Source organism: Niveibacterium sp. 24ML (assembly GCF_026586805.1).
Taxonomy (GTDB): Bacteria; Pseudomonadota; Gammaproteobacteria; order Burkholderiales; family Rhodocyclaceae; genus Niveibacterium.
Genome location: NZ_JAPFHA010000035.1, coordinates 17,225 through 29,234, shown reverse-complemented (window position 1 = coordinate 29,234; position 12,010 = coordinate 17,225). Strand labels below are relative to the sequence as shown.

General features: G+C 65.3%; 15 protein-coding genes. 9 read left to right on the top strand and 6 right to left on the bottom strand.

Features of this window, described 5'->3' with window-relative positions:
* A partial coding sequence (locus OPU71_RS20155; protein WP_267729867.1) for a hypothetical protein occupies positions 1-220 on the top strand: 220 nt, incomplete at its 5' end.
* Here the strand turns inward: OPU71_RS20155 and tyrS are convergent.
* A complete protein-coding gene (tyrS, locus tag OPU71_RS20150) occupies positions 207-1,403 on the bottom strand; it encodes a tyrosine--tRNA ligase (protein ID WP_267729866.1) in 1,197 nt (398 codons plus the stop codon). The genes OPU71_RS20155 and tyrS overlap by 14 nt on opposite strands.
* A gap of 65 nt (positions 1,404-1,468) precedes the next feature.
* On the opposite strand from tyrS, the gene OPU71_RS20145 reads away from it, so the two are divergent.
* The 7 genes from OPU71_RS20145 to OPU71_RS20115 all read left to right on the top strand — a co-directional run bounded on the left by OPU71_RS20145 (position 1,469) and on the right by OPU71_RS20115 (position 7,682).
* Complete coding sequence (locus OPU71_RS20145; RefSeq protein WP_267729865.1) at positions 1,469-2,788, top strand: M23 family metallopeptidase; 1,320 nt, start codon at positions 1,469-1,471, stop codon at positions 2,786-2,788.
* Entirely contained in the window at positions 2,785-3,885 is a 1,101-nt protein-coding gene (locus OPU71_RS20140; protein WP_267729864.1) for an anhydro-N-acetylmuramic acid kinase, read from the top strand. Before OPU71_RS20145 ends, OPU71_RS20140 begins: the two co-directional genes overlap by 4 nt.
* 15 nt (positions 3,886-3,900) lie before the next feature.
* Entirely contained in the window at positions 3,901-4,764 is an 864-nt protein-coding gene (locus tag OPU71_RS20135) for a DMT family transporter (RefSeq protein WP_267729863.1), read from the top strand.
* Positions 4,765-4,867: 103 nt separating this feature from the next.
* Positions 4,868-5,224 carry an STAS/SEC14 domain-containing protein gene (locus tag OPU71_RS20130; RefSeq protein ID WP_267729862.1) on the top strand — a complete coding sequence of 119 codons (357 nt, stop codon included), beginning with the start codon at positions 4,868-4,870 and terminating at the stop codon, positions 5,222-5,224.
* Positions 5,221-6,072, top strand: a complete 852-nt coding sequence (locus OPU71_RS20125; RefSeq protein ID WP_324256093.1) for a sulfurtransferase — start codon at positions 5,221-5,223, stop codon at positions 6,070-6,072. Before OPU71_RS20130 ends, OPU71_RS20125 begins: the two co-directional genes overlap by 4 nt.
* 28 nt (positions 6,073-6,100) lie before the next feature.
* Positions 6,101-6,988 carry a LysR substrate-binding domain-containing protein gene (locus OPU71_RS20120; RefSeq protein ID WP_267729861.1) on the top strand — a complete coding sequence of 296 codons (888 nt, stop codon included), beginning with the start codon at positions 6,101-6,103 and terminating at the stop codon, positions 6,986-6,988.
* Between the two features lie 64 nt (positions 6,989-7,052).
* Positions 7,053-7,682 (top strand): hypothetical protein, encoded by a 630-nt coding sequence (locus OPU71_RS20115; protein ID WP_267729860.1) that lies wholly within the window; start codon positions 7,053-7,055, stop codon positions 7,680-7,682.
* Positions 7,683-7,726: 44 nt separating this feature from the next.
* Here the strand turns inward: OPU71_RS20115 and OPU71_RS20110 are convergent, their stop codons facing one another.
* A complete protein-coding gene (locus tag OPU71_RS20110; RefSeq protein ID WP_267729859.1) occupies positions 7,727-8,155 on the bottom strand; it encodes a hypothetical protein in 429 nt (142 codons plus the stop codon).
* A gap of 95 nt (positions 8,156-8,250) precedes the next feature.
* Positions 8,251-8,607, bottom strand: coding sequence for a hypothetical protein (locus tag OPU71_RS20105; RefSeq protein ID WP_267729858.1), 357 nt, complete (start codon positions 8,605-8,607; stop codon positions 8,251-8,253).
* A 307-nt stretch (positions 8,608-8,914) separates the two neighbouring features.
* Between OPU71_RS20105 and OPU71_RS20100 the strand changes: the two genes are divergently transcribed.
* Positions 8,915-9,835: a branched-chain amino acid transaminase gene (locus OPU71_RS20100; protein WP_267729857.1), complete on the top strand. Its 921-nt coding sequence runs from the start codon at positions 8,915-8,917 to the stop codon at positions 9,833-9,835.
* Positions 9,836-9,883: 48 nt separating this feature from the next.
* On the opposite strand, the gene OPU71_RS20095 is transcribed toward OPU71_RS20100, so the two are convergent.
* The 3 genes from OPU71_RS20095 to OPU71_RS20085 are packed head-to-tail and all read right to left on the bottom strand — an operon-like array spanning position 9,884 to position 11,941.
* Entirely contained in the window at positions 9,884-10,417 is a 534-nt protein-coding gene (locus OPU71_RS20095) for a TPM domain-containing protein (protein WP_267729856.1), read from the bottom strand.
* Positions 10,417-11,319 carry a TPM domain-containing protein gene (locus OPU71_RS20090; protein WP_267729855.1) on the bottom strand — a complete coding sequence of 301 codons (903 nt, stop codon included), beginning with the start codon at positions 11,317-11,319 and terminating at the stop codon, positions 10,417-10,419. The genes OPU71_RS20095 and OPU71_RS20090 overlap by 1 nt, the downstream gene beginning before the upstream one ends.
* 13 nt (positions 11,320-11,332) lie before the next feature.
* Positions 11,333-11,941, bottom strand: coding sequence for a LemA family protein (locus tag OPU71_RS20085; RefSeq protein WP_267729854.1), 609 nt, complete (start codon positions 11,939-11,941; stop codon positions 11,333-11,335).
* Positions 11,942-12,010 lie beyond the last annotated feature (69 nt).

Here is a 12,010-nt window from a genome sequence, read left to right as displayed (position 1 = left end):
TCAAGCTTTTTCGATTTCGCGAACATCTCGCCGCAAAACCGAATCACTTAAACTTGCTGCCGAGAAACGTTTGTTTCGTCAGCAGCGAAGAAGCGAGACTATAGCGGGCTTGGCAGCGGTCGTCAAGCGCCGGAGAAGATTAATCCGCCAAATTCGCGTTTACCATCTTCGTACGATATCCGGCGACTCGTCGGGCAGGCAGGTGATCAAGCCGCCGTGACGCGGGCGAACTTGCGCTTGCCGACTTGAAGCACCATCACGCTGCCCGCGCTTACTACAAAGCATTTATCGGAGAGCTTCTCGCCGTCAGCGCGGACGCCGCCCTGCTCAATCATGCGCATGGCTTCCGATGTGCTGGCAGTCAGGCCGGCTTGTTTGAGCAGTTGGGCAATCGCCATGCCTGCGCCAACATCGACAGTGACTTCCGGAACATCATCAGGAATTGCATTGCGCTGGAAACGCGCTTCGAAATCGGCCAGCGCGTCCTCGGCGGCGGCACGGCCGTGGAAGCGCGTGATGATCTCCTGCGCCAGTTCGACTTTCACGTCACGCGGATTGCGCCCCGCGGCCACTTCGGCCTTGAGCGCGCCGATCTCGGCGTTCGAGCGGAAGGACAGCAGATCGTAGTAACGCCACATCAGCGTGTCGGAGATCGACATCAGCTTGCCGAACATCTCGCGCGGCGGCTCGTTGATGCCGACGTAGTTGCCCAGCGACTTGGACATCTTGTTAACGCCGTCCAGACCTTCCAGCAAAGGCATCATCAGCACGACCTGAGGCGCCTGGCCGTGCTGCTTCTGGAGTTCGCGCCCCATGAGCAAGTTGAACTTCTGGTCGGTGCCGCCCAGTTCGACATCCGCTTTCATAGCCACCGAGTCGTAGCCCTGGCACAAGGGATAGAGGAACTCGTGGATCGCGATGGGTTGGTTGTTGCCAAAGCGCTTCGCAAAATCGTCGCGCTCGAGCATCCGGGCCACCGTGTGCGAAGCTGCAAGCTTGAGCATGCCGGCAGCACCCAGGGCATCCAGCCAAGTCTTGTTGAAGCAGATTTCTGTTCTGGCGGGGTCCAGCACTTTGAACACCTGTTCTTTATAGGTCTCTGCGTTGGCGGCAACCTGTTCGGCAGTCAAGGGCGGACGCGTGGCGTTCTTGCCGGTGGGGTCACCGATCATTCCAGTGAAATCGCCGATCAGGAACATCACGTGATGGCCCAGATCCTGGAAGTGCCGCATCTTGTTTAGTAACACGGTGTGTCCGAGATGCAGGTCCGGCGCAGTGGGATCGAAGCCCGCCTTGACGCGCAACGGTCGGCCGGCCTTAAGCTTGTCGACGAGTTCGGCCTCCAGCAGAAGCTCTTCGCTGCCGCGCTTGATCAGTTCGAGTTGATCGCTAATTCCTGTCATGCCATTTATCCAGAAACGTGAAATTTGCTACTATCGCGCACACTTAACCGCGCGGCCTGTTGCAAATGAGCCACACAAAGATTTCCATTCTAACGCGGCTGAGGGGACTTAAAGAGCAGGGTCCCATCTGGTTCTGGTCGGGTGTCGGCATCGCCGGCACCTCGGTGTTCGGCATGGTGGCGGCAATTGCCGTGATTCCCGGCCCGGATGCCGCCGCGCTGAACCAGCGATCGGTGATCGAGAGCCTGCTCGTTACCCCGCAAGCCGAAGTTCTTCCGGACGACGCCGCGTTCTTCCGGGAGGACCGCATTCAACGTGGCGACACCCTAGCGTCCGTCCTCGCCCGCCTCGGCGTTGATGACCCTGAGGTCGCAGATGCACTGCGGACAAGCGAAATCGCACGTTCGGGCATGCGCCGCCTGTCGGCAGGGGCTGTGGTCCATGCGTCCATGACTGCAGGGGGGCGCATTCTGTCTCTGAGCCTGCCGGGCAGTATGGCTGACCGTCAGTTGCTGGTGGAGCGCCGTGATGGCGAGATCCTGATTCGCGACGCCGCTATCGAGTTTGATGTTCGCGTACATGCGAAGTCGGCGGAAATCCGCAGTTCGCTGTTTGGCGCAACCGACGATGCGGGCTTGCCCGATTCAGTAGCCGTCGGTCTGGCCGAAATCTTCAGTTCCGAAATCGACTTCCACCGCGACCTGCGCCGTGGCGATCGCTTCCGCGTGATCTACGAGGTGGCTTACCACCGGGGCATGCCAGTCAAGACCGGACGCATCATTGGTGCCGAGTTCATCAACGACGGCGAGCGCCATACCGCAATCTGGAACGATATGGGCGGCGGCCGCGGCGATTACTACACGGCTGACGGCAAGAGCCTCAAGCGGGGCTTTCTCCGTTCGCCGCTGGAGTTTTCTCGTGTGACATCCGGCATGGGCATGCGGGTGCACCCGATTTACGGAACGATGAAGCAGCACAAGGGCGTTGACTACGGCGCGCCGATCGGTACCCGCGTACGCTCCACGGCCGATGGCGTGGTCCAGTTTGCAGGCCGTCAAGGTGGCTATGGCAACTTTGTGGTCGTGCAGCACGCCGGCGGCATTACCACCGCTTACGGGCACTTGTCGCGAATCGACGTGCGGCAGGGGCAACGCATTCACCAGGGCGATTTGATTGGTGCAGTGGGGAACACCGGTTCATCCACCGGGCCGCATCTGCACTACGAGTTCCGTGTTGCGGGCGTGCACAAGGATCCGCTCAAGGTGGCATTGCCTGAAGCGCCGCCCCTGACGGGACATGAGCTGGCGCATTTCCGCCAACACAGCGCATCCGTGCTGGCGCAATTGAACGAAACCCCGACGACGCGCGTCGCGCGCTCGGAGTGAGCACCCCGGGCGCCCTGTTCGCCGGGCTGATGTCCGGCACGAGCCTGGATGGCGTGGATGCGGTCGTCGCAGATTTTTCGACGCCCCATCCACGTATTGTCTCCAGCGCATTTGTCGCTTATCCGGCAGCGCTTCGCCAGGACCTGCTTTCACTGAACGCAGCGGGACATGATGAACTGCACCGATCGGCCGGGATCTCGGTCAAGCTCGCACACCTGTACGCCCAGGCCACGCAGGACGCGCTGAGCAATCATGGCCTGACGGCAGATCAGATCTGCGCTGTAGGCTGCCACGGGCAGACGGTGCGGCACCAGCCCGCACTGGGTTACAGCCTGCAACTCAACCACCCCGCCTTGCTGGCAGAGCTGACGGGCATCACGGTGGTGGCGGACTTTCGCAACCGCGATATCGCCGCCGGGGGCCAAGGCGCGCCCTTGGTGCCCGCCTTCCACGACCAGATCTTGCGTGCGGCTGATGAGCACCGCGTCGTGCTCAACATCGGCGGCATCTCCAACGTAACCGATCTGGCGCCGGGTCGCCCGACGCGCGGATTCGATACCGGGCCCGGCAACATGCTGCTGGACGCCTGGGCCGCACGGCACCTCGGCACCCCCTTCGACGCGGGCGGCCGCTGGGCGGCACAAGGCAGGCTCGATGCAGGCCTGCTTGCGCGGCTGCTGGACCACCCCTTCCTCGCCCTTGCAGCGCCCAAAAGCTGCGGCCGCGAGGAATTCAACCTCGACTGGCTCGACACGCAACTTCCCACCGGCCTTGACGCAGCCGACGTGCAGGCGACGCTGCTCGAACTCACGGCGCGCAGCATCGTCGACGCAACCCTGCGCGAATGCGGCGCCCCGCAACGCCTGTTGGTCTGCGGCGGCGGCGTGCATAACGCGACGCTGATGAGCCGGCTGGGGGCGCTGCTGCCCGGCAGCAAAGTCGTCTCGACGGCCGAATTCGGCGTATCGCCGGACTACCTTGAGGCGCTCGCCTTCGCCTGGCTTGCCCGCTGCTGCATCACCGGCACCAGCGGCAATCTGCCGCAGGTCACCGGCGCGCGTGGCCCACGGGTGCTCGGCGCAATCTACCCCGCCTGATCCGGCCCGGCGTCGATGGGCTCGCTCTGGATGCTCGTTGCCAGCTTGCTGTTCGCGTGCATGGGCGCATGCGTCAAACTGGGCGCAGCGCATTTCAACGCCGCAGAGCTGGTGTTCTGGCGCGGCTTTGTCTCGCTGCTCATGATTGGCGCCTGGGTTGCCTGGTATCGCCTGCCGGTGATGACGCCGCTGTGGCGCACCCACCTTGCCCGCAGCGGCTCAGGCTTTGTTGCCCTGGTGTTCTACTTCCTTGCAATCACGATCCTGCCGCTGGCGACGGCGGTGACGCTGAACTACACATCCCCACTCTGGCTTGCCGCCCTGGTCGCCGTGATGGCGCACCAGCCGCTGCGTCGCAGCATGTGGGCCGCGCTGGCCTTGGGTCTGGCGGGGGTGGCAATGGTGCTCAAGCCCAGCATTGACCCGGCGCTGTGGTACGGCGCGGTGCTGGGGCTGTGTTCCGGTGCGGTTTCGTCGGTCGCCTACCTGAACGTGCGCAAACTGGGCGAAGCGGGCGAGCCTGAGTGGCGGACGGTTTTCTGGTTCTCTGCCGTGTGTTCGGCCGGCGGCCTGCCCTTCGCCTTGCTCAAGCCGCACGCCGGTTCATGGACACTCACCGAGGTCGCAATCCTGCTGGGCGTCGGCGGCTTTGGCGCATTCGCACAACTGGCGATGACCCGCGCCTATCGCTACGGCAAGACCATGGTTGCGGCCGCCTTGTCCTACACCACCGTGGTGTTTGCCGCGATCTTCGGCGCGGTCATCTGGGGCGAGCATCTCGATCCACTGGCGCTTTTCGGCATCCTTGCCGTGATCGCCTCCGGCGCGCTCGCCGGCAAGCTCTCGCGCCGACCTGCGCCACCCGCGGAAACCGATTAGCACCGACAAAGCGCCGCACTCGGGCATCAACTTGACGCCCCGCATTGAAGCTTGCCGTGCCCCGCGCCGATAATGTGAGTGTCCCATCCACAAGGAGTGCGTGATGATCACTGCAGAACTGCGTGACAACTGCGTCGAGGCAGTCGTGTTCGGAGAGCTCACTCTGGCTGACTTCCGCCAGTTCGAGTCACAGGTTGAAGCCGCCATCGCCACCGGCGCGCCGCTACGCGCCTGGGTGGACTTGCGTCAGATGGACGGGCTTACGCTCGACGCGGCGATCGAAGACTTCCGCTTCGCGCGCCGCCACAAAAACGCCGATGGCCGCATCGCGGTCGTGACCGATGACGACCTCGATTCGATTGGCGCCTGGGTCGAGCAATCGCTCGTCAATGCCGAGATCCGCCTGTTCGATGACGAAACCATGGCGCGCGCCTGGCTCGCCGGCGAGGCGATCGAATGAGCATGTGGCAAACCCTTGTCGAGGCGCCGGCGCTGGCCACGCGCCTCGGCGCGCCCTCGCTGGTGGTTTTCGACTGCCGCCACGATCTTGGCAATCCCGAGCACGGCCGCGCCGCTTACGCAGCCGGCCGCGTGCCCTACGCACGCCATCTCAATCTGGATACCGATCTTTCCGGTGCGAAAACCGGGCGCAATGGCCGCCACCCGCTGCCCACCCGCGAAGCCTTCGTCGCACTGATGCGCCGCCACGGCGTTTCTGACACAACGCAAGTGGTGGCCTACGACGACGCTGGCGGCATGTACGCCGCGCGGCTCTGGTGGATGCTGCGCTGGGTGGGCCACAAGGCCGCAGCGGTGCTGGACGGCGGCTTTCAGGCCTGGCGTGACGCGGCGCTGCCGGTCAGCACCGATCCACCGCTCGACTCGCCCGAGGGGACGCTCAGCCTGCGTGAAGGCGCAGCCTGGGTGGGCGCCGATGAACTTCTTGCGTCTTTGAGCGGCGGCGCCTTCCGCATCGTGGATGCGCGCGCACCCGACCGCTTCCGTGGCGAAAACGAAACGCTCGACCCGGTTGGCGGGCACATACCGGGTGCGGTCAATCGCTTCTTCCGTGACAACCTGGCGCCCGACGGGCGCTTCAAGAGTGCCGCGCAACTGGCGGCTGAATGGCTTGCCGTACTGGGTGCCAGCAAGCCCGATCAGATCGTGGCGCAGTGCGGCTCTGGCGTCACCGCCTGCCACAACCTGCTGGCGCTGGAAGTGGCCGGCCTGCACGGCGCGCGCCTGTATCCCGGATCCTGGAGCGAGTGGTGCGCCGATGCCTCACGGCCGGTTGCTCGCGGCGCCTGAACGCGCCACCTGAGCGCGCTGCCTGACGATGCGCCGACTGCCGCCGCTTGCCAGCCTCGAAGCCTTCGATGCGGCCGCCCGCCTGGGCAGCTTTCTCGCCGCGGCGGAAGCCCTGGCGATCACGCCGTCTGCGGTCAGCCACCGCATCCGCGCGCTCGAAACAGCACTCGGTCTGCGACTCTTCGAGCGCCGCCACCGCAGCATCGTGCTGACCGAAACCGGGGCCACCTACCATGCAGCGATTGGCCCGGCCATCGACGCCCTCGCCCACGCCACCGCGCGCTTGCAGGGTGAAGGCCACCGCAGTCTGGCCCTCTCGGTGGCGCCGGCCTTCGGGCGCGCATGGCTAGTCGAGCGCCTGGCCGCCTACCAGACGCAGCAGCCCGGCGTGGAGTTCTCGCTATCAACCTCCACCCGCCTCGACCCCATCCAGCGCGGCGAGGCAGATTTGGCGATCCGCTTCGTGGATCAGCTACCCGGCGGACTCAACGGCTGGAAGCTCTTCGACGAAACGGTGTTCCCCGTCTGCCAGCCGGCACAGGCTGAGCAACTGCGCGCGCCGGCCGATCTCTTGCGCGCACGGCTGCTCCGCCACCCCTTGCTATCGTGGCCGGCGTGGTTTGCCGCGGCCGGCGTCAGCCTCAGCCAAGCCCCCGAGGGGCCGCGCTACGACGATGGCGCGTTGATGCTCGACGCCTGCGCCGCCGGTCAGGGCGTCGCGCTTGCAACCTCCACCCTCGCCGCGCCCTGGCTCGCCAACGGCAAGCTGGTACGCCCCTTCGCCATCGAGTTGGCACAAGGCAGCTACCACCTGATCGCAGCCCCGGGTGCCCATGACAAGCCCTGGGTCATTGCCTTTGCGCGCTGGCTATGTAGTGCGGCGCATCAAGCCGGCGCGGCGTCCCGCGCCGCATGAGCAACCCGGGAGAGGCCGCCATGAACCCTGGCTATCGCACAGGCTTGCATTCAGGCCATTGCTCATGACTAGCATGAGCTTCGCGCTCGCTGTGCTGGCCTTGCTGAGCCTTGCGGCAATCGCTGTCTGGCTGATTCATCGCAGCGGCACCGTTGACCGCCAACAGGCGGCCGCATGGCGCTATCTGGCCTGGAACGACGAGAGCCTCGCGCTGCTCCGATCGAAGCTCCAGGCGCCCCAAACCACCACGCCGGGCAAGCGCCAGCAGGCGATGCTCACCGCGGTTGAAGCGGCCATGGGGATGCGCGCTGAGTCCGCGCGCCGAATCGCCGGCACGCGCCACGACTTTCGCGCCGCCGGGCCAATGGAGCTTCGTCTGATCGCCCTGCGCGCATCGGGCACCGACTACGAAGCCGGCCCGATCTGCATCGGACGCCTGAACCTTGATGCGCTCTACCGTTCAGGCCGGCTCAGTTGCGTATCCGACCCCGCCACGAGCCACGCGTCGTTCGCGGCCGTGATGACGCGCGAGACCCTGCGCCACTTCATGCTGCCCGAAAACGACCCTTGGTTCCTGCCAACCTTTCGGTGGTACAGCACCCTGCCCAGCTCGGTCAGCTTCGTGCTGGCCCACCTCGTACCGCTGGAGACCCCCCAGAACAACGCCGCAAGCCCATCGGCTTCAGACTCTTAGGCCCGATCGCAAGCGCCCACGCCACCGGCACGGAAGCGCCCACTTCACGCGCGCGGACGAAGCACTCGGCGCAACTCGGCCCTTGCGTGAGCGAGCAACTCCCGCAGACTGCCGTTCCAGTACCAGACCAGGCCACACATCCAGTAAAGCGACAGCGACGCAGGGAAGTTCACTTCGCGCATCAGTTCCAGCGCCAAAGGATTGGTGAAGTACCAGTAGATCGCGTAACAACCGTCCACCGTGAACCAGGTCGCGAAGAGCATCGCTGGCCACAGCTTCCAGCGCCGCTCAACCATCACACGCAGGCTCCATGGTGCGGTCAGGTAGGCAAAACCAGCCATGATGATGCTGATCGGAATATCCCAGTCCGGCGCCTCGTAGTAAAACGCGCCGACAATCAGAAGCCCGAGCCCAAGCGCAAGCGTCGCAAGCTTCCAGGGGCGCCGATACTCGCGCAGCAATGCTTCATACACGGGGAGCCTCCGCCAGACCATCACCGCGTCGGCCAATTGCCGCCGGGCGATGGCGAGCGTGCCACCGGAACACGCGCAGGACAAGCGGCCCCGGTTCAACCGGGCTGAGTCGCGACACGGGTCGTGGCTTTGCCGCCTTTGCTGATGCCATTGGGTTCCGCTTCGCTGACCGGTACCACGTTCTCATGCCAGCACTTGCCGCATTGGCTTGCGGGTGCCGCAAGTCGGGTACGCCAACGATAGCCGCACGCCCTGCACAGCATCTGCCCGCGCCATTTGTGGGGACGCACCCAGAGCAGATAAACCGCGGCGCAGATCAGCGGCACCAGAATGGCTACGACAACGGTGAATGCAAGGAGGGTTCTCAAGTTCGGCCAATTCCCTAAAGAAACGAGGTTGACTGTCGAGTATGCGACCGCCCGCATGGCAATTGATTCACCGGTAATCGTCAAAATTTGTGAGCGCCGATGCGGCGCCTCAGCCGCGCGTATGGATTCCCACACAAACGCCCGCGCAGGCCGCGCTAGTTCGGTACCCGGTCAGCACTACCAGCGCAGCGCGTCAGGTGAAGATCCTTCACCTCAAGCCCCCTCCTTTTCGTTCGACCCGCCAGATACCGCGCGGCACAGTAAGCCCACCCCACCCGTGGTGCCCGCAGCTTGCTTACCGCGCGCTGATTCGCACCGCCCGCCGCCCGACCGGGGCTGGCTGCTGGCCCGCGCTGCCGCGGGCGCCCTGCAATTCAATCTGGAGTGAGAAGTGAAACTGTCTGAACGCGATGGCTGGATTTGGCTGGATGGCGAATGGCGGGCCTGGCGCGATGCCACGCTGCACCTGGGCACCCACACGCTGCACTATGGCTTGGGCTGCTTTGAAGGCATCCGCTGCTACGCAGGCGCCCAGGGCGCCGCGATCTTCCGGCTTGACGAACACCTGGCGCGGCTTGAAGGCTCAGCCCGCCTGCTCGGCATCGAGATTCCCTTCAGTCGCGCTGAACTGCGCGAGGCCTGCATCGGCGCGATGCAACGCAACGGGCTGACCGAAGGCTATCTTCGCCCGCTGGTGTTTCTGGGTGACGAGCGCCTCGGCATGGACCCGGCCGGGCTGTCGGTGCGTGTCGGCGTGATGGCGATGCCCTGGGGCCGCTACCTCGGCGCCGATGCGCTGACGCGCGGCGTGCGCGTGAAGGTGTCGAGCTGGGCGCGCCAGCATCCCAACACCTACCCCTGCCGCGCCAAGGCGATCGGCGGCTACACCACAGCGATCCTCGCCGCACGCGAAGCGCGCGCCGACGGCTACGACGAGGCCGTGTTGCTGGATACCGAGGGCTTTGTCGCCGAAGGGCCGGGCGAAAACATCTTCATCGTGCGCGGCGGCGAGATCCTGGAGCCAGAAGTCACCGTGGCGCTCGACGGCATCACGCGGCGCACCCTGCATGCACTGGCGGCCGATGCCGGCTACGCCGTGCGCGCGGCGCGGCTCACCCGCGACGATCTGGTGCTGGCCGACGAAGTGTTCTTCTGTGGCACCGCGGTGGAGGTGACGCCGGTGGTGGAAGTGGACCGCCGCCGCATTGGCGACGGCACGCCGGGCCCGATCACCCGAAGCTTGCAGTCGCACTACTTCGCCTGCGTGAGGGGTGAAGTGCCGGCACACGCGCAGTGGCTGACACCCATCTGATTCAGACCCGCGCAACACACGCCCCCGCCCGCCGCGCGGGGGACGCTCTCAGCCCAGGCGCAGCGGCGCGTCGGGCAATTCGTTCGGATTGGCAGCCCCCGCCGCAAGCGGAAAATGCTGGCAGAGCAAGTCACTCACCGCCGCAACCGCGGCCGCGATGCCCTTCTCGAAGCGGCCGGCGACGAAATCGGCGCGCATTGCACCCAGCAAGGCATGCCACTGCATGATGCTGACATGGCGATCGAGGCCGCGATCGGCAACGATCTCGATACGGCGCTCAGCGAGCAGCAGGTAGATCAGCACGCCGTTGTTGTGTTCGGTATCCCACACCCGCAGCTTGCCGAACAAGGTAATCGCGCGATCTCGCGCACTCAGCCGTTTGAGCAGGTAGGAATTGGGCAGCCCGGCTTCCACCACGATGCGGATCTCGCCGCTGTGGCGCGTCTCGCTCTCGCGCACCTGAGCCTGAAGCCGTGCCATCGCCGCATCGTCCACCGCCTTGCGCACATGGCGTGCGCTGTACAGGCCATGGTGCACCAGGCGGCGCAGCAGCGCCGTTTGAGGGCCGATCGAACTTGGCATTACCAGTCTCCTGAGGCGCCGCCGCCGCCGAAATCGCCGCCACCGCCGGACGAGAAGCCGCCACCGTCACCGCCGCCCCATCCGCCGCCGCCGCCGCCCCACCCACCACCGCCGCGGCCCCCGCCAATGCTGAGAACGTTTCCGAGCAGGCTGAAGATATTGCCGGCGCCAATCGCCGCAATGATCAAACCCACCAGCGCGCCCAGGCCCGCGAGCATCAGGCTGGTGGAGAACAACCAGCCGATCCCGCCGGCAGCCACACTCGTCCCCAGCACGCCGAGGGTGCGGCCCAGCACGGCCTTCAGCAGCACGCTCATGGCGAGCACGCCAATCAGGAAGAACAGCAGACCCGATTCGCCACCGCTCTCGGTAGCACTGCCTTGCCTTGACGATCCGGCGTCGGCCGGCGGAAGCGGCAAGCCCTCGCCACGGATGCGCGCTGCGAGCAGATCCACCGCCGCATCCAGCCCGCCTGCGAAGTCGCCTTTCTTGAATGCCGGTTTCAGTGCCTGATTGATGATCTGCTTGGCCGCCAGATCCGGCACCGCGCCTTCAAGCGCCTTGGCCACTTCAATGCGCAGCTTGCGGTCGTCCTTCGCCACCACGATCAGCAGGCCGTCGCCCACCGTGCGGCGGCCGAGCTTCCAGGTGTCGGCCACCCGCTGCGCGTAGCTCGCAATGTCTTCCGGCTGCACTGTCGGCACCATCAGGATCACGAGCTGGCTGCCGGCTTCACGCTCGAACTGCTCAAGCTTTCTGCTCAGCGCGCTGGCTTCGGCGGCCGACAGGGTGCCGGTCTGGTCGATCACGCGCCCGCTCAGCTTGGGCACCGGCTGCACGTCCTGCGCCCAGGCAGGCGCGAGGCAGCATGCAAACCACAGCAGCAAGGCACGCAGCAGCATCACGCGCGGCCGATCACTGCTTCGCCGGCTGGTCGAAATTCACTGCCGGCGGCTGCGAAATCTGCGCTTCGTTCTGCACCGTGAAGGTTTCTTTGGGCTTGTAGCCCATCACCATCGCGGTGAGGTTGCTCGGGAAGCTGCGCGCCAGCACGTTGTAGTTCTGCACCGTCTTGATGTAGCGATTGCGCGCCACGGTGATGCGGTTTTCGGTGCCTTCAAGCTGCACCCGCAGATCCTGAAAGCCCTGGTTGGCTTTCAGGTTCGGGTACTGCTCACTGACCACCATCAGGCGCGAGAGCGCGCCAGTCAGCTCGCCCTGAGCGGCCTGGAATTTCTGGAACGCGGCAGGATCGTTCACCAGTTCCGGCGTGGCCTGGATGCTGGTGGCCTTGGCGCGCGCTTCGATCACCTTGGTCAGGGTCTCCTGTTCGAAGCTGGCTTCGCCCTTCACGGTGGCGACGATGTTGGGGATCAGGTCAGCGCGGCGCTGGTACTGGTTGAGCACTTCAGACCAGCCGGCCTTCACCTCTTCGTCGAGGCGCTGGAAATCGTTGTAGCCACAGGCCGTGAGGCCCGACAGCAAGGCCAGCGTGGCAAGCATTTTCAGGAGGCGAGTTGTCATGGTGATTCCTTTCATTGACCGGAGCCGACAGCCCTCGGGGCTGGGGGATTCTACGCGTGCTATCTGACG

Excerpts from the sequence above, each read along its gene's own strand:
- tyrS (WP_267729866.1), bottom strand. The coding sequence starts at position 1,403 with ATGACAGGAATTAGCGATCAACTCGAACTGATCAAGCGCGGCAGCGAA.
- OPU71_RS20130 (WP_267729862.1), top strand. The coding sequence starts at position 4,868 with ATGATCACTGCAGAACTGCGTGACAACTGCGTCGAGGCAGTCGTGTTC.
- OPU71_RS20120 (WP_267729861.1), top strand. The coding sequence starts at position 6,101 with ATGCGCCGACTGCCGCCGCTTGCCAGCCTCGAAGCCTTCGATGCGGCC.
- OPU71_RS20095 (WP_267729856.1), bottom strand. The coding sequence starts at position 10,417 with ATGCCAAGTTCGATCGGCCCTCAAACGGCGCTGCTGCGCCGCCTGGTG.
- OPU71_RS20085 (WP_267729854.1), bottom strand. The coding sequence starts at position 11,941 with ATGACAACTCGCCTCCTGAAAATGCTTGCCACGCTGGCCTTGCTGTCG.
- OPU71_RS20090 (WP_267729855.1), bottom strand. The coding sequence starts at position 11,319 with ATGCTGCTGCGTGCCTTGCTGCTGTGGTTTGCATGCTGCCTCGCGCCT.
- OPU71_RS20145 (WP_267729865.1), top strand. The coding sequence starts at position 1,469 with ATGAGCCACACAAAGATTTCCATTCTAACGCGGCTGAGGGGACTTAAA.
- OPU71_RS20115 (WP_267729860.1), top strand. The coding sequence starts at position 7,053 with ATGACTAGCATGAGCTTCGCGCTCGCTGTGCTGGCCTTGCTGAGCCTT.
- OPU71_RS20125 (WP_324256093.1), top strand. The coding sequence starts at position 5,221 with ATGAGCATGTGGCAAACCCTTGTCGAGGCGCCGGCGCTGGCCACGCGC.
- OPU71_RS20135 (WP_267729863.1), top strand. The coding sequence starts at position 3,901 with ATGGGCTCGCTCTGGATGCTCGTTGCCAGCTTGCTGTTCGCGTGCATG.